Source organism: Pseudomonas sp. TWRC1-2 (assembly GCF_049896685.1).
GTDB lineage: Bacteria > Pseudomonadota > Gammaproteobacteria > Pseudomonadales > Pseudomonadaceae > Aquipseudomonas.
Map to the genome: position 1 here is coordinate 171,093 of NZ_JAFCUU010000008.1, position 21,780 is coordinate 192,872.

Annotated in this window: 23 protein-coding genes and 1 pseudogene; 13 read left to right on the plus strand and 11 right to left on the minus strand. The window is 61.3% G+C overall.

The window, feature by feature from the left end; genetic code table 11:
- Positions 1-21 precede the first annotated feature (21 nt).
- Positions 22-189: a sigma 54-interacting transcriptional regulator gene (locus ACP7B3_RS22575; protein WP_426180898.1), complete on the plus strand. Its 168-nt coding sequence runs from the start codon at positions 22-24 to the stop codon at positions 187-189.
- Here ACP7B3_RS22575 and ACP7B3_RS22580 read toward each other — a convergent pair.
- Positions 148-1,560: a PLP-dependent aminotransferase family protein gene (locus tag ACP7B3_RS22580; protein ID WP_426180900.1), complete on the minus strand. Its 1,413-nt coding sequence runs from the start codon at positions 1,558-1,560 to the stop codon at positions 148-150. The genes ACP7B3_RS22575 and ACP7B3_RS22580 overlap by 42 nt on opposite strands.
- Before the next feature lie 136 nt (positions 1,561-1,696).
- Here ACP7B3_RS22580 and ACP7B3_RS22585 point away from each other — a divergent pair, with 136 nt between their 5' ends.
- The 4 genes from ACP7B3_RS22585 to ACP7B3_RS22600 all read left to right on the plus strand — a co-directional run bounded on the left by ACP7B3_RS22585 (position 1,697) and on the right by ACP7B3_RS22600 (position 5,592).
- Positions 1,697-2,536: a sugar phosphate isomerase/epimerase family protein gene (locus ACP7B3_RS22585; protein WP_426180902.1), complete on the plus strand. Its 840-nt coding sequence runs from the start codon at positions 1,697-1,699 to the stop codon at positions 2,534-2,536.
- Positions 2,533-3,165: a LysE family translocator gene (locus ACP7B3_RS22590; protein ID WP_426180904.1), complete on the plus strand. Its 633-nt coding sequence runs from the start codon at positions 2,533-2,535 to the stop codon at positions 3,163-3,165. Before ACP7B3_RS22585 ends, ACP7B3_RS22590 begins: the two co-directional genes overlap by 4 nt.
- A gap of 89 nt (positions 3,166-3,254) precedes the next feature.
- Positions 3,255-4,313: a diguanylate cyclase gene (locus ACP7B3_RS22595; protein ID WP_426180906.1), complete on the plus strand. Its 1,059-nt coding sequence runs from the start codon at positions 3,255-3,257 to the stop codon at positions 4,311-4,313.
- Positions 4,314-4,362: 49 nt separating this feature from the next.
- Positions 4,363-5,592, plus strand: a complete 1,230-nt coding sequence (locus tag ACP7B3_RS22600; protein WP_426180908.1) for a M20/M25/M40 family metallo-hydrolase — start codon at positions 4,363-4,365, stop codon at positions 5,590-5,592.
- A 312-nt stretch (positions 5,593-5,904) separates the two neighbouring features.
- On the opposite strand, the gene ACP7B3_RS22605 is transcribed toward ACP7B3_RS22600, so the two are convergent.
- The 4 genes from ACP7B3_RS22605 to ACP7B3_RS22620 form a co-directional block, all read right to left on the minus strand.
- A complete protein-coding gene (locus ACP7B3_RS22605) occupies positions 5,905-6,576 on the minus strand; it encodes a DUF6896 domain-containing protein (RefSeq protein ID WP_426180910.1) in 672 nt (223 codons plus the stop codon).
- On the minus strand, positions 6,577-6,924 hold the full coding sequence (locus ACP7B3_RS22610) for a hypothetical protein (RefSeq protein ID WP_426180912.1): 348 nt from the start codon (positions 6,922-6,924) through the stop codon (positions 6,577-6,579).
- Between the two features lie 109 nt (positions 6,925-7,033).
- Entirely contained in the window at positions 7,034-10,117 is a 3,084-nt protein-coding gene (locus ACP7B3_RS22615) for an efflux RND transporter permease subunit (protein WP_426180914.1), read from the minus strand.
- 2 nt (positions 10,118-10,119) lie between these two features.
- Positions 10,120-11,226, minus strand: coding sequence for an efflux RND transporter periplasmic adaptor subunit (locus ACP7B3_RS22620; protein ID WP_145165808.1), 1,107 nt, complete (start codon positions 11,224-11,226; stop codon positions 10,120-10,122).
- A gap of 100 nt (positions 11,227-11,326) precedes the next feature.
- Between ACP7B3_RS22620 and ACP7B3_RS22625 the strand changes: the two genes are divergently transcribed.
- From ACP7B3_RS22625 to ACP7B3_RS22635, 3 genes are all read left to right on the plus strand, one after another.
- A complete protein-coding gene (locus ACP7B3_RS22625; protein ID WP_426180916.1) occupies positions 11,327-12,532 on the plus strand; it encodes a multidrug effflux MFS transporter in 1,206 nt (401 codons plus the stop codon).
- Positions 12,533-12,608: 76 nt separating this feature from the next.
- Positions 12,609-13,475: a pirin family protein gene (locus ACP7B3_RS22630; RefSeq protein ID WP_369303363.1), complete on the plus strand. Its 867-nt coding sequence runs from the start codon at positions 12,609-12,611 to the stop codon at positions 13,473-13,475.
- A gap of 249 nt (positions 13,476-13,724) precedes the next feature.
- The gene (locus ACP7B3_RS22635; protein WP_145165805.1) at positions 13,725-15,170 is read left to right on the plus strand and encodes a mechanosensitive ion channel family protein; all 1,446 of its coding nucleotides are present in this window, start codon (positions 13,725-13,727) and stop codon (positions 15,168-15,170) included.
- A 4-nt stretch (positions 15,171-15,174) separates the two neighbouring features.
- Here ACP7B3_RS22635 and ACP7B3_RS22640 read toward each other — a convergent pair whose 3' ends face one another.
- Positions 15,175-15,612 carry an Rrf2 family transcriptional regulator gene (locus ACP7B3_RS22640; protein WP_119735419.1) on the minus strand — a complete coding sequence of 146 codons (438 nt, stop codon included), beginning with the start codon at positions 15,610-15,612 and terminating at the stop codon, positions 15,175-15,177.
- 144 nt (positions 15,613-15,756) lie between these two features.
- On the opposite strand from ACP7B3_RS22640, the gene ACP7B3_RS22645 reads away from it, so the two are divergent.
- Together ACP7B3_RS22645 and ACP7B3_RS22650 are read left to right on the plus strand one after the other, a co-directional pair.
- Positions 15,757-16,641 (plus strand): NAD(P)/FAD-dependent oxidoreductase, encoded by an 885-nt coding sequence (locus ACP7B3_RS22645; RefSeq protein ID WP_426180919.1) that lies wholly within the window; start codon positions 15,757-15,759, stop codon positions 16,639-16,641.
- A 33-nt stretch (positions 16,642-16,674) separates the two neighbouring features.
- Positions 16,675-16,812: pseudogene (locus tag ACP7B3_RS22650) on the plus strand (winged helix-turn-helix transcriptional regulator); the annotation flags it as partial.
- Here the strand turns inward: ACP7B3_RS22650 and ACP7B3_RS22655 are convergent.
- Positions 16,809-17,396: a TetR/AcrR family transcriptional regulator gene (locus ACP7B3_RS22655; RefSeq protein ID WP_426180921.1), complete on the minus strand. Its 588-nt coding sequence runs from the start codon at positions 17,394-17,396 to the stop codon at positions 16,809-16,811. The pseudogene ACP7B3_RS22650 and the gene ACP7B3_RS22655 sit on opposite strands and share 4 nt — an antisense overlap.
- A 232-nt stretch (positions 17,397-17,628) precedes the next feature.
- On the opposite strand from ACP7B3_RS22655, the gene ACP7B3_RS22660 reads away from it, so the two are divergent.
- On the plus strand, positions 17,629-18,216 hold the full coding sequence (locus tag ACP7B3_RS22660) for a LysE family translocator (RefSeq protein WP_145165802.1): 588 nt from the start codon (positions 17,629-17,631) through the stop codon (positions 18,214-18,216).
- Here the strand turns inward: ACP7B3_RS22660 and ACP7B3_RS22665 are convergent.
- Complete coding sequence (locus ACP7B3_RS22665; protein ID WP_145165801.1) at positions 18,158-19,051, minus strand: AraC family transcriptional regulator; 894 nt, start codon at positions 19,049-19,051, stop codon at positions 18,158-18,160. The two genes, ACP7B3_RS22660 and ACP7B3_RS22665, sit on opposite strands and share 59 nt — an antisense overlap.
- A gap of 154 nt (positions 19,052-19,205) precedes the next feature.
- Between ACP7B3_RS22665 and ACP7B3_RS22670 the strand changes: the two genes are divergently transcribed.
- Positions 19,206-19,745 carry a GNAT family N-acetyltransferase gene (locus ACP7B3_RS22670; protein ID WP_426180924.1) on the plus strand — a complete coding sequence of 180 codons (540 nt, stop codon included), beginning with the start codon at positions 19,206-19,208 and terminating at the stop codon, positions 19,743-19,745.
- 3 nt (positions 19,746-19,748) lie between these two features.
- Entirely contained in the window at positions 19,749-20,246 is a 498-nt protein-coding gene (locus tag ACP7B3_RS22675) for a hypothetical protein (RefSeq protein ID WP_426180926.1), read from the plus strand.
- Here the strand turns inward: ACP7B3_RS22675 and ACP7B3_RS22680 are convergent.
- The 3 genes from ACP7B3_RS22680 to ACP7B3_RS22690 all read right to left on the minus strand — a co-directional run bounded on the left by ACP7B3_RS22680 (position 20,233) and on the right by ACP7B3_RS22690 (position 21,737).
- Positions 20,233-20,658, minus strand: a complete 426-nt coding sequence (locus ACP7B3_RS22680) for a GNAT family N-acetyltransferase (protein ID WP_426180928.1) — start codon at positions 20,656-20,658, stop codon at positions 20,233-20,235. The two genes, ACP7B3_RS22675 and ACP7B3_RS22680, sit on opposite strands and share 14 nt — an antisense overlap.
- A gap of 18 nt (positions 20,659-20,676) precedes the next feature.
- Positions 20,677-21,168, minus strand: a complete 492-nt coding sequence (locus ACP7B3_RS22685) for a GNAT family N-acetyltransferase (RefSeq protein ID WP_426180930.1) — start codon at positions 21,166-21,168, stop codon at positions 20,677-20,679.
- Between the two features lie 275 nt (positions 21,169-21,443).
- On the minus strand, positions 21,444-21,737 hold the full coding sequence (locus ACP7B3_RS22690; RefSeq protein WP_200625150.1) for a fructose-bisphosphate aldolase: 294 nt from the start codon (positions 21,735-21,737) through the stop codon (positions 21,444-21,446).
- Between the last annotated feature and the right edge of the window lie 43 nt (positions 21,738-21,780).

Below are 21,780 nucleotides of genomic sequence, written 5' to 3' on the forward strand. Positions count from 1 at the left end.
GCCCCGCGGTCGGTCCGTAACATGGCCCTGATGTTTTCCGAGCCGCGCTCATTGCAACGGCTCGATTATTTGAAACGCGTCGGCCCCAGCGAAGCGCCGGTGTTGATCAATGGCGAGACCGGCACCGGCAAGTCCACCACGGCATGCTCAAGGGGCGCGCACGGCCTTGAGCAGCAGCGTCTCGAATAGCTGCTGCGCGCGTGGTTCATCACTGTGGGCGACATTAAAACGCATCGAATTGAGGTGCGCCGGGTCGTAACCGAACAAGGCGCCCGGCGCCAGAACCATGCTGTGTTTCAACGCTTGCTGGGCCAGCAGTTCGCCGTCCACTCCCTGCGGCAGCCGCGCCCAGATAAACATCCCGCCCTCGTACGCCATCGGCAGCTCGCACCCGCAACGCTTGAGCCATTGCTCGACGCGCCCGCCGCACTCCATCAACCGTTGCACCATGCGCTTGCGGTGCTTGGCGTAGCTGCCTTCGCTGAGCATGCGATAGACCAGCTGTTCGAACAGCTCTGAGGTCACGCCGCCGCTCATCAACTTCATGTTGGTCAGGTTCGCCGCCAGTTGCGGCGCGGCCACCACATAGCTGACGCGGGTGTTGGCGCTGAGGATCTTGGAGAAACCTGACAGGTACGTGACCTGGTCCAGCCCGGCGAGAGCGGCCAGGCGCGGTGGCGGGTTGGGGTGCAGGTCGCCGTAGAGGTCATCCTCGACGATATGGCAGTGGTAGTGCTGAGTCAGTTGCAGCAGGCGAAACGCCTGGCTGGGGCTGAAGGAGTGGCCGGTGGGGTTATGCAGCACGCTGGTGGTCAGGTACAGACTGGGGCGGTGTTCGGCCAGCAGCGCCTCAAGGGCAGCGAAGTCAAAGCCGTCGGGGCGGCGCTCGAGGGTCACCACTTTGACGCCGTGCAAGGCCAGGTTGGCGTGGAAGTTGAAGTAGCACGGCGCGTCCAGCAGCACGGTGTCGCCGGGGCGTGCGAGCAGGCGCATGAGCATGTCCAGGCCTTGCACGGTGTTGGGCGTGGTGATGATTTGTTCCACCGGCACTGACAGGCCTTCGCTGTGCAGTTTTTGTTGCAGCGCCTGGCGCAGCGGCAACAGCCCGGCCGGCGCGCCCAGCCCGGCGATGCGCAACGACGGCGCGCGCACTACGCTGCGCAGGGCTTGGCGGATAGCGTCGTTGTTCAGCCAGTCCTCCGGCAAGTGCCCGCTGCCGGGGCGCAGCTCGCCGCCGGCGGTGACCAAGGGGCGGCGCAACACGCTGAGCAGGTCTTGGGGTAACAGGTCGACCCAGGTCATCGCGGTGGGGCGGGCGCTGTCCATCGCCACAAAGTAGCCACGACCCTGGCTGGAGGTCAGCAGGTTGCGCCCGCGCAGGCGGTCCAGTGCTTCATTGAGGGTGAATTTGCTCACGCCCAGGGTCTGGGTCAATTCACGCACCGACGGCAATTTGCTGCCCGGCGCCCATTCACCGTGCTCGATGGCGTGGCTGAACGCGTCGACAATCTGCTGAACCTTGGGTGTGCCGTCAACAAAGGCGATGGCGTATACAAACATAAACCTTCCTGGTATTTGCCGATGATTTTACCGGCCATTGTTACCGGTAAAGTTCGGCCGGATTAGGCCTCACTTTACCTGCCCTGTGCAAGGCTGCCGCTCTAGACTGCGGGCCATCAATGACAGGGATTACGTGATGGAAAGCCAACTGATCAACCCCGGCGCGCCGTTCTGCCTGGGGGTGGCCCAGCATAAATACCTGGGGGCCGAAAAGGGCCTGCAAAGCGCCATTGAAGGGGGCTACAGCCACTGGTACATCGACGCCAGCCTGTTAGGTGAAAGGGTCGAGGACTGGACTGATGCGCGCATCGCCCGCCTGCAGGAAAAGATCGCGGCCAGCGGTGTTCAGCCGATATTTCACAGTAACTTCAAGGCGCCGCTGGGCAGCGATGTCGGAGCTTTTCGTGCGGCGGCGGTGGAATACGTGGAAAGAGAGGTTGATGTTGCCAGCCGTCTGGGCGCGCCGTTGATCATCCACGGCGGCTGCATCGTCGGGCCGCAAAGGGTGCTGGAGGCCAGGGACATTGCCCTGGAGCATTACCTCAAATCGGTCAAGGAGCTGGCGCAATATGCCGAGGCCAAGGGGACGGATATCTACCTGGAGAGTCTGTCCAACTACGTCAACTACCGGATTTTCACCCACGAAGCGCAATTCGCCTTTGTGTTCGAGCACCTGCAAGCGCACAGCAATGTGTACTGCTTGCTCGACGCCGGCCACGCCCGCCTCGACAGCGGCTTGCCCGCGCAAGTGGTGCGCAAGTACCCCGCGCTGATCAAGGGCATTTCCTTCAGCAACCACAAGGAGGGGCACCACGCCGACAACTGCGCGTACGCCGAGGTGCTGCAGGCTATCGTCGAGACGAACTGGAAAGGCCTGGTGGCCTTTGAAACCTGTCACCACAGTGCGCAGGCCGCCCTGGCCGACCTGGCGCGCGCCTTCGCCGTTGTTTCTTCCAATCCGGGTTTGGGCTCATGACAAGTACGTTGACGCTTTCTTCGTTTCTCTACTTTCTGCTGTTTTGCGCCACCATGACCTTCAGCCCCGGCCCGATGACCCTGTTGCTGTTGAGCCTGGGTTTGAAGGACGGCCTGCGCAGCTCGATCCCGGCGCAGATCGGCGCCAGTGTGGCGTACCTGATCTCGATCCTGATCTTTGCCGTGGGCTTTTCGGAATTGATCAAGGGCAACCTTGCCATCACCCAGACCCTCCAGTTGGTGGGTGTGGCCTACATCCTCTACCTTGCCTACCGGCAGTGGACCAGCAGCGGCGTATCGATCAACCGGGACTCTGCCGCGGAGGGCGCGCGCAGCCTGTTCGGCAAGGGCTTGCTGACCGGGTTTTCCAACCCCAAGACCCTCATCATGTTCAGCGCCGTGTTCCCACAGTTTGCCGGGGCGGGAGGGCACAGCCGCGCGGCAGATATCGCCATCCTCGGGCTTACCTTTTTGTCGTTGCAGTTTGCCAGCGGCTGCCTGTATTGCTATTTCGGCCAGCGCATCAAGCACGTGCTGGAAAACCCCAGGCGACGAGTGTTGCTGCAACGGGTCACGGCAGTGCTGTTGCTGGGTGTGGCGCTGATGCTGGCGCGCGGTTTTTCGCACTGAGGGGCGCTACCCGCAGGCTTATGAGCGGTAGTGGCGATTTGACGTCGCCCTGATAGACTCCAGGCATTCATCCAGGATCACATCAAGCCATGTCAACCGCCGGAGGAAATGGACTTCCGCTCGCTTCACGGTTGTATAAGTCGCGCACGCTGGGGCTGACGCTCGGCTTTGTGTGCGTGGTGTTTGGCATGTTTCCCCTGCATCCCCCGCCTTGGGTGTGGGCGTGGATGCTGATCAACGCCTTTGTCTGGCCGCACATGGCCTATCTGTGGTCGCGCCGCGCCAGCAACTCACTGCGCAGCGAGCGCCGTAACCTGCTGTTTGATTCCTTTTGCGGCGGGTTCTGGGTCGGTGCCATGCACTTCAACCCGCTGCCCAGTGTCACCACGCTGTCGATGATGACCATGAACAACGTCGCCATTGGCGGGCCGCGCTTTATGCTGGCGGGCTGGGTGGCGCAGGCCTTGGGTGTTGGCGCGTCGTTGCTGGTGTTCGCCCCGGCGTTCATCGCCGTCACCACTGAAACCCAGCTTTACGCCTGCTTGCCGATTCTGATGGTGTACCCGCTGGCCCTGGGCTGGATCTGCTATCGCCAGGCCGTGACCCTCGCCCGGCACAAACGCGAGTTGCTGGCGCTGAGCCGCACCGACAGCCTGTCCGGCCTGCTTAACCACGGTGCCTGGAAGGACCACCTGGAGATCGAGTTTCAACGCTGCCGCACAGAGCAGGTGGGCGCCGCCATTGCGCTGATCGACATCGACCATTTCAAGACTATCAATGACACCTACGGCCACGTCACCGGCGATATCGTGCTGCGCCAACTGAGCAAAGTGCTGCGACAGAACCTGCGCACCGCCGACCTTGCCGGGCGCTATGGCGGCGATGAGTTCTGCGTGATCCTGCCGGACATGCCCCTGCACCGCGCCACCGAAGTAATGGACGCCTTGCGCGATCGCTTCAACGCCTTGGCGTACACCCAAGACCCGACACTGCGCGCCAGCTTGAGCATTGGCCTGGCGCCGTATCAACCTGCGCATGCGGATTCGACCAGTTGGCTCAACGACGCCGACCAGGCGTTGTATGAGGCCAAGAGCAGCGGGCGCAACCGTGTGAGTTCAGTGCAAGGGAGTTGGTTGCGATCGGTCTAGTGGGGTAGGGTGGCGGCGCACCTCTCAACAAAAAATCAAGGATCGGTCCATGCTCTTCACCTTCTCTCGTACCCTCCTGGCCGCGACCCTGGCCTTGTCCTTCGCTGCGCCGGCCTACAGCGCCGAACCCCATAAACAGATCCAGGCCGGCGCCGAACAGTACAAGGCCCCCGCCCTGAAACTGCTTGAGCGCCTGGTGAATATCGATTCGGGCTCCGGCTACGAGCCCGGCCTGACCCAAGTGCGCGACATCGCCGTAGAAGAATTGAAGCAGCTTGGTTTCAACATCGAGCTGGTGCCGGACAAAGCCGCCAACAACAGCCATGTGATCGCCACCCTCAAAGGCACCGGCAAAGCCAAGATTTTGCTGATGGCCCACATGGACACGGTGTTCAAGGAGGGCTCGGCCGCCGAACGCCCGTTCCACATCAAGGACGGCCGCGCCTATGGCCCCGGCGTGATGGATGACAAGGGCGGCATAGTCGCTGGCATCTATGCGCTGAAGGTGCTCAAAGACCAGGGCTTCAAGGACTACGCACAAATCACCTTCCTGCTCGACGCCAGCGAAGAAACCGGCTCTGACGCCGCCTCCGAACTGATCCGCACCACCGCCAAAGGCCACGACGTCACCCTCAACCTCGAGCCCGGCCGCCCAGCCGACGGCCTGGTGGTATGGCGCAAAGGCAGCGCCACCGCCGTGGTCGAAGTCAAAGGCAAAGCCGCCCACGCTGGTGTCGCCCCGGAACTGGGCCGCAACGCCGCGATGGAAGCGGCGCACCAGATCCTGCAACTGGGCAAACTGGGCGACGAAGAGAAGAAAACCACCATCAACTTCACCGTGCTCAAGGCCGGCGACCGCGTCAACGTCATCCCCGACCAAGCGACGGCCAAGGCGGACGTACGTGCGGCATTGCCGGAAGAGTTCGACCGGATCGAGAAGGACCTGGCCCGTGTTTCGGCGAATAAGTTGATTCCGGACACTGAAGTGAAGACCAGTTTGCTGCGCGGTTTACCGCCAATGCCGCAGACGCCGGAGTCGGACAAGTTGGTCGCAATCGCCCAAGGGATTTACGGGGAGTTGGGGCGTAAGTTGACCATCGAAGGCAGCGGCGGGGCAGCGGATGCCAGCTTGTCTGCCGGGGTTGGCACGCCGACGTTGGATGGGTTCGGGATTGTCGGTGGCAACATCCATACCCCAGAGGAATATGCGGAAGTGGAGAGTGTAGCGCCGCGGATTTACCTGCTTAGCCGGATGATTATGGAGCTCTCGAAGCGATGATTGGGGCGCCGGGTTCACTCATTTTTTGAGGGTGAACCTGGGTATAGGGTGAGTAGGTTTGTTGTGATGAACCGGCTTATTGTGATGAGCAGGCTTATTGTGATGAGAAGGCTTATTGTGGCGAGCAGGCTTGCCCTGCGTTGGGCTGCGCAGCAGGCCCGAAACTGGCGACGCGGACTTGGCTGTAGAACCGCGTCGCCCTTGTTGGGGCTGCTGCTGCGCTGCGCAACGCAACGCAACGCAACGCGAGCAAGCTCGCTCGCCACAGGTAAAGATCGAATAGTCTATTTAGAGGTAGTCTTTCAACGCTTTTCAAGGCTGTATAAAGTATAAATTAGATGTGGACCCTTCGATTTTTTTGGCTTTTCCCTCTTTTAGGTACTCAGTGAATTCGCGTTCCAAGAATTCTTTATTGGTATATTTTTTGTATTTGTGTGGCAACTCGCACGCGTACATGTACAGTCGCCATGCGTCGAAGCCGTCGACTCTTCCGTCAGGGCCGTAATCAAAGTCGATACATATTTCGGATAAGTAAACACAGCAATCAATTCCATGTAGTTCGTAGGTTACGCCGGCGGTGACTGGCCCTCGCTGGGGGATTTTTTTAGAGCGCCATAGACCCAGGATATTTTTGACTCCGAATGAGTCCTCAAGTAGAGCTGTTGCGCTTTTCACTCGCGCTAGATAATCGGTGACCAAATTTTCTATGGAGTTAGTCTTTATTGTTCTTGATCGAATCAATCTGCGGGGTCCTATTATTATAGTTTGATTTTTATGGGTTTGGAGGAAATGATAGATTTGAAAAATAAATGTCACCCTCAAAAGAAATGCATGCGATCCAATCAGATTATCGCTGTAGAAAGTATGTGTGCTGCGAGGCTGTCGAAGTATATGTAATGTTAGGGGCAGGTCTTTAATGGTCTTGTATTGTTTTTTCAGAGGCTGCTTCTCTCTTATAGTGTTTAAGTCGTTCGAGTAGGGCATTCATGGGAGTCGATGATTTGCAACACCACTGGCGTGTTGCCGAGGGGTACAAATCGGGAATCCATGGAACATGTGCACCAGAGTCAGGGTGCCGTCTTGCGTGCAGGCCGCAACGGCCGAGCTGGGCAGGACGGGGCGGTTGATCGGCGCGACGAGTGCCGCCTCATCCCCGACTTTGAAGACCTGATCGACATCCAGTGCCGAAAAGCTGACGTAGCTTTCGACCCAGAGCTCGTAGGTATTGAGGCAGCGTTTGAAATCGCTGAGAACGGATTCGACGTCTCGCGTCTCGGAATCCATCACGGCCAGTACCAGAAGGCCAATGTGTTGGCGGGTGGCGGCGATCAAAAGACAGCCCCAATACTGGGGCTTTAACGGAAAAAACCATCTGCAATCCCTCGCACTGTGTGATCAGGCGAAGGACTTTGCCGAGGTTTTCAGGTGGTATCCGTAGAGCTTATCCGGGTGTTGCGTGGGAGGTTTCGGTAGTCCTTGTCCTCTCTCGCCCAAGCACCAGACTGCACAGCGCCGGCAGGAACAACAGCGTCAACACCGTGCCCACCAACACCCCGCCAATCAGCACATAAGCCAGGGACGACCAGAACACCGACAGCGTCAGCGGGATAAATGCCAGGGCCGCCGCCAGTGCCGTCAAAATCACCGGTCTTGCGCGGCGCACGGTGGCTTCGATAATCGCTTCGCGAATCGCCATGCCGTGCTCCTGATTCTGGCGGATCTGGTCGGTAAAGATCAGCGTGTTGCGCATCAGGATGCCGCCAATCCCGATCAAGCCCAGAATCGCGTTAAACCCGAACGGCTGGTTGAACAGCAATAAGGTCGGCACCGCGCCGATCAGGCCCAGGGGCGCGGTGGCGAAGACCATGAACATTACGCCGAACGAGCGCACCTGGAACATGATCACGGTGAGGGTCAGCAGGATCATGATCGGGAACAGTGCCGCCAGCGCGACGTTGGCCTTGGCGCTTTCTTCCATCGGGCCGCCGATGTCGATCTGGTAACCGGCCGGCAGCTTTGCGATCAGCGGTTGCAGGTCTTTGTACACGGCCATTTCCACGTCGGGCGGTTGTACGCCGTCGATGATGTCGGCGCGCACTTCCACGGTGCTCGCGCGGTTGCGGCGCTTGAGGATCGGCTCTTCCATGACCGCCTGAAAATGCCCGACCTGGGCCAGCGGCACCGAGGTGCCAGCGCTGTTGGTCAGGGTCATATTGTTGAGATTGCCGAGGTCTTCGCGCTGGTTGCCCTGAGCGCGAGCGACCACGGAGACGGTGCGATTGCCTTCGCGCACTTCAGTGATCGAGTTGCCGCTGAGCAAGGCATTGAGCTGCGATTTGACCTCGTTAGGCGTGAAACCCAGCAGGCGCAGGCGGTCCTGATCCAGCACCAGGCGATAGCCGCTGGTGCGCTCGCCCCAATCGAGAAAGGCGTCCTTGGTCAGCGTGTTGGCGGCGACAATGCGACGCACATCTTCGGACACGCCGCGCAGCACATCCACATTTGGCCCGGACACACGAAACACCACGGGAAACGGCACGGGCGGGCCGAACAGCAATTGCGTGACACGCACGCGCGCAGCCGGGAATTCACCGGCGGCTATGCGCTCACGCATGCGCAGCTTCAGCGCATCACGGGCATGCGAGTCCGGGGTTTGCACAATCAGCTTGGCAAACGCCGGGTCGGGCAACTCGGGGTTCAGCGACAGGAAAAAGCGTGGCGCGCCGCCGCCCACATAGGTGTCGACCAGGCTGGTCTGTGGCTCTTGCAGCAGGGCTTTCTCCAGCTGCGCCGCTACCGCCTCGGTGTTTTTGAACGCGCTGCCGGGCGGCATGTACACCTCAAGGATCAGTTCGGAACGGTCGGAATTGGGGAAGAACTGCTTCTTCACCACGCCCATCCCTAAACCGCACAGCACAAAGGCCGCCACCACCAAGACAGTTACCCACCAGCGCCTGCGCACACAGGCTTGGACGACACCACGCAACTTCTGGTAGTAACGGCCGGCGTAAATGGCGTCGTGGCCGCCCGGCACCGGTTTGATCTGCGGCAGCAATTTCACGCCCAGGTACGGTGTGAACACCACCGCCACCAGCCAGGATGAAATCAGCGCAAAGCCGACGATCCAGAAGATATTGCCGGCATATTCCCCGGCGCCCGAGCGCGCAAAACCCACCGGCAGAAAGCCGATGATCGTCACCAGCGTGCCGGTCAGCATCGGCGCGGCGGTGGAGCTCCAGGCAAAGGTGGCGGCGTGAATCCGGTCGAAGCCTTCTTCCAGTTTCACCACCATCATCTCGATGGCGATAATCGCGTCGTCCACCAGCAAACCCAGGGAAATAATCAGCGCGCCCAGGGTAATACGGTCGAATTCACGCCCGGTCAGCAGCATGATCACAAATACCACGGACAAGGTCAGCGGCACCGCGGCGGCCACCACCAGGCCCACGCGAAAGCCCAGCGCCAGCAGGCTGATGACCATCACCACGGCCAGGGCGACGAAGAATTTGAGCATGAATTCATTCACGGCCAGGCTGATGTTTTTTGCCTGGTCGGAGACCTTGGCGAAGTTCACGCCCAGCGGCAGATCGGCCTGAATGTTGGCTTCCTGGGCCTTGAGGCTTTTGTCCAGCTCCAGGCCGTTCCAGTGCTTTTCCATGATCACGCCGAGCATCAGCGCCGGGTCGCCCTGATGGCGAATCCGGTAGCTGGGCGGGTCTTCATAGCCACGGCTCACGGTGGCCACATCGGCAATGCGCAGCACGCGGCCGTTGACTTCCAGCGGCACATTTTCGATGAGCGCGAGGCTGTCGAAGGCGCCGTCGATACGGATATAGGCGCGGGCGCCGGCGGTTTCGACGAAGCCCGATGGCGCTACGGCGTTCTGCGCGGCGAGGGCGGCGAAGATCTGATCGGGCTTGATGCCCAGGGTAGCCAGGCGCTCGTAGGAAAACTCGACAAAGATCCGCTGGGCCTGCTCGCCGAGGATGTTGACCTTTTTCACGCCCGGCAGGTTGAGCAAGCCCTGGCGCAGTTCTTCGGCCATTTGCACTTGCTGGCGATGTGGCAAGTGCTCGGCTTCCAGTGCGTAAAGGGCGAAATACACGTCGGAGTATTCATCGTTGAAGAACGGCCCGATCACGCCTTTGGGCAGTTTCGCCGCTTCATCACTGAGTTTTTTACGGGTCTGGTAGAACAGGTCCTGGATTTCACTGGGGCGCGTGGACTCTTTGTAGGTCATGCGCATCGACACAAAACCCGGTTGGGCGATGGTCTCGACGCGGTCGTAGTAGTCCAGTTCCTGCAGACGCTTTTCCAGGCGGTCGGCGACTTGCTCCTGCATTTCCTGTGCGGTTGCGCCGGCCCAGGCGGCGGTGATGGTCATGACCTTGACGGTAAATGAAGGATCTTCGGCGCGCCCCAGTTGGCCGAACGAGAAGACGCCGGCGGCGAGGATCGCGATGATCAGAAACAGCGTGACTGCGCGGTGTTTCACCGCCAGTTCGGAGAGGTTGATGCCGCGCATGCTCAGTGGTCCTGTTTGCGATTGAGGGCCAATGCTTGCGCGGGCAGCAGGCGCACCGCGTCACCGCTGTGCAGCAAGTGCGCGCCGAGGGCGACGATGGTCTGGCCGGGTGTGAGGCCGCTGTCGAGCAGGGCGTCTTCCTGGCCGAGACTGGCGACCTTGACGGGGGCGAAGCTGACGGTGTCATCAGCACCAATCAGCCACACGCCGGTGCCTTGCCCGGCGTCCTGCAATGCGCCGATGGGCACGCGGGTTTGCTGGGCCTGGCCATCGCCTTGCAGGCGTACGGTGATGGTCGAGCCAAGGGCGAAACGGTCAACGGCGCCGTGCAATACGTAGCGCGCGCGGTAGGTGCGGGTGGTCGGGTCGGCGCTGGCGGATAGCTCGCGCAGGGTGGCAGTCACGGCCTGGTCCGGCGCGCCGAAGGGGAACGCCAAGGCTTTTTGTGAGGCGTGGTCGCGTTGGTTTTCCGGCAGGTTGACGATGGCTTCGCGAGCGCCGTCATGGGCCAGGCGCGCGACGATTTGCCCTTCGGCGACGACTTGGCCGCGGTCCACGCGCACGTCGGTGATGATGCCGTCGCCGTCAGCCTTGAGCACCGAGTAGGTGCGGCGGTTCTCGATCTGGCTGGCGTCCGATTGCGCCGAAGCCAGCTCGGCTTCGGCGACGCGCAGGTTGGTCGCCGACTGGTCGAAAATCTGCCGCGACACGGCGCCGGTGCTGGCCAGGCGCTGGTAGCGGTTTTCATCATCGCGGCGCTGGCGCACTTGCGCCTGGGCCGCGTTCACGCGGTTCTTGGCCGAGCGCAGGGCCAGCTCGAAGTCGCCGATGTCCAGCACCAGCAAGGTGTCGCCACGGGAGACGTGCTGGCCGGGGTCGACCTTGCGGTCTATGACCTTGCCACTAACCCTGAAGCCCAGGTCGCTTTCTGTGCGCGCAGCCACCACGCCGGTGTAGGCGCTTTGCTGGGTGCCGGCGGCTTCGACTTTGGCCGCTAGCACGGGGCGGGGCGGCGGTACTTCGGCGGCGGTGTCGGCCTTGCTGTTGCAGCCACCGAGGAGGATCAACAGGGCCAGGGGCGTGAGAAGACGCAGGGGAAGAGGGGTCATGACGGGCTCCGGGATAACCAGTGAATAAAAAATTATGGACATAATTTTTTACGCATATTATGGTCGAAATATAAATTAATCCAGCCCCCGGATACTCCCCATGGCAAACGCCCCGGCGCCCTCGCGAAGCTTGTTGTTTTTACTGGTGGCCCTTACGGCGCTGGGTGAAGTGTCGACTCAATTGATCATCCCAGGCCTTGGCGCCATCGAGCAGGCGCTGGCGGCGCCAGCCGGTTCGGCGCTGATGGCGTTGTCGGCGTTTGTAGCTGCATTCGGCCTCGGGCAATTGCTGTTCGGGCCGTTGTCGGACCGGATCGGCCGTCGTCCGGTGCTGATCGGCGGCCTGGCGCTGTATGTGCTGGCGACCTTGGCGATGCTGCTGGTCAACGACATCGGTCAATTCATTGCCGCCCGCGTGTTGCAAGGCCTCGGCGCCTGCGCCGCGTTGGTGTTGGCGCGCACCGTGGTGCGTGATGTATGGCAAGCCGAAGCGGGGCCGGCCCTGGCGCTGACCATGATCGGCATGCTCTACGCCATTGTTGTCGCGCCGATGATCGGCGGGCTGCTGATCAAGCTGCTGGGCTGGCACGCGCCAATTGTTTTGGCCCTGATCATCGGCAGTGTGGTGCTGGTGTTGGCTGTGCTGTTCTTTCGCGAGAGCAACCACTGCCTTGATCCCACGGCCGGCCATTGGCGTACCCTCGGCGGGCAATACCTGGATTTGCTCAAGGGCCGTCAATACCGGGCGTACGCCGTGGCATTGGCGTGCACCTATGGTGCGATGTTCTCGGTGATTGCGGGTTCGTCGGCAGTGTTTATCAACCTGCTGGGTTTCAGCAGCCTTGAATACGGCATCAATTTTGGCGTGATTGTGTCGATGCTGATCGTCGGTTCCACCTACACCCGGCGCAACATCATGCGCCTGGGGCCGCAGCGGATTGTGGCGATGGGCGTGACACTGGTGGCCATCGGCGGCCTATCGGCGTTGCTGATTTACGAGCTGTTCGGCCTGTCGGTGTTGGGCCTGGATATTCCGGTGGCATTGGTGACCCTGGGCGGTGGCCTGGTGCTCCCCGGCTCGGTCACGGGCGCGGTAATGCCCAACGCGCACCGTGCGGGCTTGGCCGCTGGACTGATGGGGTTTTCGCAGATGTTTGGCGCGACCTGCAGCGGCCTGTTGCTGAGTCATTTGCGCGATGGCAGCGCCACGCCAATGATCGTCATTGAGGCCAGCTTTGCGGTGTTGGCGTTTGTCGCGTTTCACCTGCTGCGCCAACGTCCGGTCAAGGGACTGTCCTATACATAGAACGATCAGGGCTGCTTTTGCCGGCTAGTGTTCAGAGGCCGAGGGACTTATGGTGTAGGCACTTTGGAGGTACACCATGAAAAAAATCATCGGCATCTACACCAGTCCCCGCGCCCATTGGGTCGGTGACGGCTTCCCGGTGCGCACGCTGTTTTCCTACGACGCGATGGGCAAGCACATCAGCCCATTCCTGTTGCTGGACCACGCCGGCCCCGCTGATTTCAGCCCCACCGAACAACGACGCGGTGTAGGCCAACACCCGCATCGCGGCTTTGAAACCGTGACCATCGTGTACGACGGCGAAGTCGAGCACCGTGATTCCACCGGCGCCGGCGGCACGATCGGTCCCGGCGATGTGCAGTGGATGACTGCCGCGCGAGGCATCATTCACGAAGAATTCCATTCCGAAGCCTTTGCCCGCAGCGGCGGGGCGCTGGAAATGGTGCAGCTGTGGGTCAACTTGCCGGCCAAGGACAAAATGGCCGACGCCGGTTACCAGACCATCGTTGACGGCGACATTCCGGTGCTGCCGTTGGCCAACGACGCCGGGCAATTGCGCCTGATCGCCGGTGAATTTTCCGGTACTCAAGGGCCGGCGCGTACGTTCACGCCGATAGACGTGTGGGACTTGCGGCTCAACGCCGGTAAAGCGGTCACGCTGGACCTGCACGCCGGGCGCAATACTGCGCTGGTGATCCTGCGTGGCACCGTGCTGGTCAATGGCGAGGAAGTGGCACGCCAAGGGCAACTGGCGTTGTTCGAGCGCGACGGTGATCAACTCACCCTGGAGTCCAATGATGACGCCAAGGTGTTGCTGCTCAGCGGTGAACCGATTGATGAACCCATCGTCGGCCATGGCCCGTTCGTGATGAACACCGAGCAGGAAATCCACCAGGCATTTGCCGACTACCAGTCCGGTCGTTTCGGGCAAATGCACGCCTGACTGCACACCGCAACCCCTGTGGGAGCTGGCTTGCTGTGGCAAGCCCGCTTGCCCCGCGTTGGGTGGCGAAACCGCCCCAAAACCAGTCACCGCGTTTTTTCCAGCTGAATTGAGTCGTCAGGTTTCAGGGCCGCTTCGCGCCCCAACGCGGGGCAAGCCCGCTCCCACAGCAAGCCCTTCCCAATACATTTTGTTTGCTGCCTTCCCGATTCATGCGATCTTCTGAGCATTCGCCCTGGAGTCGCCTGGATGCCCTCATTTATCGCTGATCACCCGATGTTGTGCGCCGTGGCGCTGATCTTTATCGACATTGCCGTGTGGCGGCTGATTTCCGTCAACCTCGCCAACTGGAAGCTGGCGGCGCGGTTGGCAATCTTTGCCGTGTACAGCGCCGTGCTGTTCAACGACGGCATGAACCCCATGCAACTCGCACCCTATTCCGACAACACCGCCTTGCACCTGGCGGCTACTGCCTTGCAGATCGGCTGGTGGCTGTTCGCCGCACGGACCCTGACGGTATTGCTCGGTGCGGTGATGATGCAACGGGTCGGCCATGGCGGGCGCTTGCTGCAGGATTTGATGGGCGCGGTGATTTTCCTGATCGCGATCATCGCCGCCATGGCCTACGTGCTCGACCTGCCGGTCAAGGGCGTACTCGCCACATCAGGCGCGGTGGCGATCATCGTCGGCCTGGCGTTGCAAAGCACCTTGAGCGACGTGTTTTCCGGGATCGTACTCAACACCACCAAGCCGTATCAGCTGGATGACTGGATCTCCATCGACGGCACCGAAGGCCGCGTCACCGATATCGACTGGCGTGCCACACGCCTGCAGACCTCCCAGGGCAGCATGGCGGTGATCCCCAATTCCCTGGCGGCCAAGGCCAAGATCATCAACTTCTCACGCCCCGCCGACATGTTCGGCCTGGCCGTCAGCCTGCAAGTCAGCCCGCATGCGCGCCCGCAAATCGTGATCGAGGCGCTCGAGCGCGCCATGCAAGGGTGCCGGCCGCTGCTGGCCAACCCCGCGCCAAGCGTGGCGTTCAAGACCTCCGCCAGTGGCGGCGTCGAGTACGAAATCAGCGGCTTTGTGCCGGCCATGACCCTCAAGCGCGAAGTGCGCAACCAGCTTTACGATTTGGCTTTCAGGCACCTGCAGGCGGCGGGTGTGGGGTTGCTGTCCGCCACCGAAAGCGGCGCGCCGCCGGCGTTGTCCGGCGCACGCGCGTTGCTGGAGCGCTCGTCGATTTTCTCCACGCTGCGCCAGGAGGAGAAGGACACCTTCAGCCAGAACATGACGCTGCACACCTATCGCGCTGGCGAGATGATCCTGCCGGCGGGGGAGGTCAGCGATCATTTGTTTATCGTCGAGTCCGGTGTGGTCTCGGTGATGCTGATCAAGGGCGGTCACAAATTCGAAGCCGGGCGCATGGGGCCGGGCGAAGTGATTGGCGAGGCGGGGATTCTGTCCGACCAGGCGACGCTGGCGGACTTTTCCGCCAAGACCTTCTGCACCCTGTACCGCATCGAGAAGGAATACCTCAAACCTTGCCTGGACGCGCGGCATGACATCAGCGAAGCGATGAAGGCGCTGCTGGATTTTCGCGTGCACGCAGCGCAGGCCATGACCCAGGAAGCGCCGGTGGTGCCGGTTAAAAAAGGCTTTTTGCAGTGGTTGCGCAATCGCGGCTTGTAAGCGCTCAGGGCGCCATCGCGACGCGGTAGCGCTGGTCAAAATCATCCGCCAACTGCGCCAGCGTTACATCACCCAAGCGCGCCATCAATAGCGCCTGCGCCTGGTCGAACGCGTCCGTCAGGGCCGCGTTTACGGCCTGTTCCACCAGGCACTGCGGGTGGTCGGTGGACAGGCCAATGGCGAATATCGACGGCGTGCCCAGCGCGTTGTGAATATCCAGCAAGGTGATGTCGCTCAAGGGTTTGCCCAGCGTCCAACCGCCCTGATGGCCTTTTTCCGAGCGCACATAGCCCTTTTCCTTGAGCAACCCCAAGGTGCGTCGCACCACCACCGGGTTGGTGCCGAGCATCTGCGCGATGGTTTCCGAGGTGGCGCGCTCTTCATGGCGGCCCATATGGATCAGCACATGCAGCATGCGCGAGAGGCGGGTGTCGTTTCTCATCAAATAATCCCCAGTCGAGTCGGCGCAAAGTATCGTTCGTAACCTGAAAAGTTGCGAGACGCTTGACGCGGTATTTTTACGTAACTTATGGTGTGTCGTGAAAGCGCACGGATAACCCTGTGCTCAACACACGAGGTCACGTTCATGGTGCACGACGTCATTATTGTGGGCGGCAGCTATGCCGGCCTGTCCGCGGGCCTGCAATTAGCGCGGGCGCGGCGCAAGGTGTTGATGATCGATGCCGGTCAGCGGCGCAATCGGTTTGCCGCCACCTCCCACGGTTTTCTCGGTCAGGACGGCCAGTCACCCGATGTCATCGCAGCCGAGGGCCGCAGCCAACTGATGGAGTACCCGACGGTCACCTGGGTGCAGGACAGCGTATTGACGGCCGTCGCGCAGCAGGGCGGTTTCAGTGTGCGCACCCAGTGCAATGGCGAGTTCAAGGCCAAACGCCTGATCCTCGCCACCGGCGTGGTCGACGAGCTACCCACCCTCGAAGGCCTGCAGGAACGCTGGGGCACACGCGTGTTTCATTGCCCTTACTGCCACGGTTATGAACTCGATCAAGGCCGCATCGGCGTATTGGCCACCTCGGCATTGGCGATGCATCACGCGCTGATGTTGCCGGATTGGGGCGCCACCACCTTGTTCACCAATGGCGTATTCACCCCGGATGCCGAGCAACAGGCGCAGCTGGATCGACGTGGCGTGATGGTGGAGCGCGCACAGGTTGCGCGCATCAGCGGCGAACGCGCCGATGTGGAACTGGCGGACGGGCGGGTCATTGCGCTGGACGGCCTGTTCACCCAGTCGCGTACTCGAATCAGCCCGTTAGCCGAGCACCTGGCCTGCGAGTTGGTCGACGGCCCGACCGGGGCTTATGTGCACATCAACGACATGCGCCAGACCTCGGTGGCCGGCGTCTTCGCCTGTGGTGATGTCGCCCTGGCGGGCGGCTCCGTGGCGCTGGCGGTGGGCGAGGGCGTACGCGCCGGCGTCGGCGCGCACTTCTCGTTGATCAACGGGTGAGGTAGGCCGCGCTGTCGGTGGACAGCGGCGCACAGTGAATATCAACTGACCGACAAAGGCCGCGCGCTGATGCCGGTGCTCGCCACGTTGGCCCAAGGGGGCGAGGTGCGCACCGAGCCTGAGCATGTCGGTACGCTGGGCGTCGACGACATCGTCGCGCAGGTGAGCTAGGCGGGTTGGCCATCCACCAGTTGCTGGAACAGGGGCGTCAGCAAGTCGATCAACACCTGCGGGTCGGCCTTGGCCAGCGGCGACAGCTCGAGCATCTGGCGCATCACCTGAACGCCTGACACCAGCGCCAACATCAACGCTGCGCGCTCCTGGTGATGCGCGCCCTTGAGCGCGGCGGCCAGGGTTGCCTGGTGGCCATTTTCCAGGTGCTCGCGGCCAATCATGGCGGCGCGTTTGCTCGACGCTGACTGCAGCATGATCAGGAAACCTTCCAGCGGCGTGCTGCCGGCTTCGGTGATGCTGACCAGCGCGGTCGCCAGGGTACGACCGAAATTTGCCGAGCTCAGGGTGCCTTGTGTCAGGGGGAACGGGCTGGCCAACGCCTGGGCGATCACTTCCGCGAACAGCTGCTCCTTGGAGGCGAAGTAGCGGTTGACGAGCATCACGGTGACCCGCGCGCCGGCGGCGATGTCGCCCAGCCCGGTGCCATCGTAGCCGGATAGGGCAAACGCTTTGCGCGCAGACAACACAATGGCTTCGCGGGTGACGGCGGCATCGCGCCGGCGGGGAATGGGGTTGGGCATTAGCGTCCTGATGGCGGGTCATTGTGGGCGCGCATTCCGCGCGTGCCGACAGGGTACAGGGTCTATTTGCTGTCGAGGAAGCCCAACAGTGCGGCATTGCACAAACCCGGGCCCTTCACCGCGGTTAATGGATCAATGCATCCAAGGCTCAGGGGCATTTTGTTCAATACCGCGTTCAGTGGGTCGTTTACCGTGGTGCCATCTTCGCTTGGCATAACAAAAAGGAACTGCAATGAGCTTGATCCTCTCCATGGCCGCCTTCGCCCTGGCCACCTCCATTACACCGGGCCCCGTCAATGTGGTCGCGCTCAGCTCCGGCGCGCGCTTCGGCTTTGCCGCCAGCCAGAAACACGTGTTCGGCGCCGCCGTCGGCTTCACGCTGCTGCTGGTGCTGATCGGCCTGGGCCTGCATGAAGTGCTGGTGCGCTGGCCGATCCTGACCCAGTTGATCCAGTGGGGCGGTGTCGCGTTTTTGCTGTACATGGCCTGGAAGTTGGCGGTGGACGATGGCCGGCTCGACGCCGACGGCACCGCCACCGCGCCGTCGATGCTTTACGGCGCGATCATGCAATGGCTCAACCCCAAAGCCTGGCTGGCCTGTGTGGCAGGGATGGGGTTGTTTGTGGCGGACGGCGACGCGGGCCAAGTGTGGCTGTTTGCGGCGCTCTACCTGGTGATCTGCTACCTGTCGGTGGCGTGCTGGGCATACGCCGGGACGTTCTTGCGACGCTACCTGAGCAACCCGCAAGGCGTACGCCTGTTCAACCGCTCAATGGCCGCGTTGCTGGTGGCCAGTGTGGGTTATTTGCTGATGGCTTGAGCAAGTCGCGGTACTGCCCCGGCGTAGCAGCGAAATGCTGTTTGAACGCGCGCTGAAAATGCGCCTGGTCGGCAAACCCTGCCGCCAGCGCCACGTCAGCGATCAACGCGCCGTTGCGCAATTGCGTCCGGGCAAACTGGATACGCCGGTTGACCAGAAAGGCATGCGGCGTCAGCCCGTAATACTGTTTGAACGCACGGATCAGATACGACGGCGACAGCTCGGCCGCCAGGCAAATCTCTTCGAGCTTCAACGCCTCGGTGCAGTGCGCGCGGATGTACTCGGCGGCGCGCTCCAGCTTGTGGTTGATCTCCCGCACCGGCGTTAACGAAGGGTTCAAACGCTGTTGCACCTCAGTAAAAAAACTCACCAGCGCGCTCTGTTTTTGCAGCAGTTCGGCGTGCTCATCCAACAGCATTGCGTACAGCTCGATCAAACCGTTGAACAGCACCGGATCGCGGGTGTGGGGCGTGTTGAATGGCCGATAACCCTGATCGGTACTGAAACCCAGCTGGTATTGCAGGTCGGTCAGCCAAGGCGTGTCGAGGTAAATCATGTGATACGACCAAGGCTGGTCGTAGATCGGATTGCACGCATGCACATCGCCGGGGTTCATTAACACCACCGTGCCGGCGCTGATCTCAAACGTCTGCGCGCCGTAGTGGTAATAACTGCGCCCGGTGGTGATCGCACCGATGGAAAAATGCTCGTGGGCGTGACGGGTATAAGTGACCTTGCGCCCGTCGGCGATGGTCCGCGCTTCGATGAACGGCAAACGCTCATCACGCCAGAAGCGCGGCGCTTGCGCGGGGTCAGCAGAGGTGTTCAGCGACATGGCGGTGGCTCCATCCCTTGAGGAACGAAGGGCGATCATTACACAGACCGCCAGGGCCGTCAGCCTGGAAGTCCCATTGGCGTATGGAATACGCCGGCCGAGGTCCATTTATGCTAAAACCCTGCTCACGCCGTTTTCAGCCCTAGAGCCGCATATGACATCGTCTTCGCCCATCCAGATTCGCGCTGCCAGCCCCCAGGATGCTTTATGCATCGGCGTGCTGGGCATGCAGGTATTTCTCGACACCTACGCGACCGAAGGCATTCGCAGCGCCATCGCCACCGAAGCGCTGCAAGCCTTTGCGCCGGCTACCATCTCGCGGCTGATGACCGAACCCGGCAGCGCTCTGGTGGTGGCAGAAACCAACGGCCACATCGTCGGTTTTGCTCAAGTCAAACTGCGCGCCGAGCACGCGATGCTTCCATCCTCCAACGTTGCCGAGCTACAACGCCTGTACATCCAGGAGCGCTTCACCGGCCGGGGTATCGGCTATCAACTGCTGCAAGCGGCCGAGCAACACGCGGCGCTGGCCGGGGCTTCACTGTTGTGGGCCACGGTATGGGTCGGCAATGAACGGGCACTGGGTTTTTACCCGCGGCGCGGCTACGAACTGCTGGGCTCGCCGACCTATACGTTCCAGGGGGAAACCCACGAGAACCGGTTGTTTGGTAAAGCCTTGAGCGCCGGCGGGTGAGTGATGAGCGAGGCTGAAGCAGCCTTGGGTGTTACCGTCGCCTACCTCAGGGGCGCCCTGGACATCGACGTTATCGATGTGGCCGCGGTGATTCAATGGGCGGATGCGACATTGGCGACACTGCAGCACCCTCCGTATGCGCTGATAGAACTCGCGCTCATGACCAGGTCGAGTCGCGAGGAGGTCATGTGGCAGCTATTGCAAGTCGCCGCGCCGGCCATGGCCGAAGACGAAATGCTGCCTTATGTGCTGTCGGTTGCGCACAGCCGACTTCTTAGTGACCCCGCCTTCGGGCGACGCCTGGCCGAGGGCATCTACCGTCTATGGGCCCGGTCAGGCTACGACTTACCCGGCACCCTGCAGGCGTGCGGGTATTTTGATGATGCGTACAGCCTGGCGGATAGCGGGGTGCATGGGCATGCCGAAGCCATCGACCGCGAACTACTCGAATTTACGCAACACTTTGCCGGCCTCGACTGGCAAGCCATCAAAGCGCCTTAGACAAAAACACCCGGCTGCTGCCCGCAGGCATGCACGGTACCTCGCCAAACCGCACCCACCCTTGCTTCTGGTAAAACGCCGGTGCCTGAAAACTGAGGGTGTACAGCACCGCGCTCAAGCAACCCCGGCGCCGGGCTTCGTCTTCAAAGGCTTGCAGCAATCGGCTGCCCAGGCCCGAGCCGCGCAGGGCATCGGGCAAGTGGAACAGGTCGAGAAAGGCCATGCCCAAAGAGGTTTTGCCGGTGATGCCGCCGAGGATCTGCCGGGTGTCCGGATCTCTGACCAGCACCGTCAGTGGCTGGCGGTCGTTGGCTCCGGTGATGGCTTCATTGAACGCGGCGAGACCGTTGCCGAGCAGGCGCTCGGCGTCGGGGTTGGGTTGGTCGCTGATTTCAATACGCAAAGCAGTCATCACCGCAAATTCCCTTGGTTAGAGCGCCATCACCATCTCATGCCACGCCATCCCGCCATGGTCAGAAGGCGAAGGCTGCACATAGCTGTAACCCATGCGCGTGTACAACGGCACATGCTGCTCCTTGCACATCAAGTGAATCGTCTGCTTGTCCATGGCCTGCATGCGCTGCACAAACTCGGTCATCAACCGCTTGGAATAGCCCTTGCCCTGCTGCGCCGGGTCAACCACCACCGACATGATCACCACATTCGGCGCCTCGGCCGAATGCCCCACCAACTCCTTGAACGCCTCGTCCGACATCACCACCTGATGGGCGCAGCCTGAGTTGATAAAACCCACCACCTCGCCATCCGCCTCCAGGATCAAAAAACCTTCGGGGTACTGCGCAATGCGCGTAGCGATTTTCTCCAGGGTCGCGGCCTCATCGCCTTCGTAAGCGCTGATTTCGATTTCAAAGCAGCGCGCGGCATCGGCGGGGAGGGCGTTACGGAAGGTGAGGGCGGGCATGGGTATTTCCTGGGACGTTAAGCGAAAGGCCACATCATAGAGAAACATCAACTGCCTGACACGAATTGTGGCGAGCGGGCTTGCCCCGCGTTGGGTTGCGAAGCAGCCCCAGTCAAAATAAACGCGGTACGCCAGGCAAATTGAGGGACTGGTTTCGGGGCTGCTGCGCAACCCAACGCGGAGCAAGCCCGCTTACCACAAAAAAGGTGGGCTTGAACCGACCGCCGAAAACCAGAAAACCCGCCGAAGCGGGTTTTCTCACAACTCACCTTTCATCAAGCCACAGCAGGCACATCAAACCCCCGCTTCTCAATCACCGAAAACACATCTGCCACATCCTGCACCATGATCCTGGCGGTATTGGCGACGGTATTGATGTCGTGCTCGGCATAGTCGGACACATTGGAACAGGCCATCAGGTGCAGGTAGGCGAGGGCGGCGTTGAGTCGTTCGCTGGCGCAAGCGTGGAGCTCGCTGAGCGGGGCGTCGCTGTCGATGAGGAGGACAGGGTATTCGGTTGCGGTTTGGGACATGGGGGTGAAGCGGCGGGGCGGGTGTTGAGTAGTCATGGTAATAGTCCTTAAAAAAGAAAAATTGCCACCTTATGCTGCG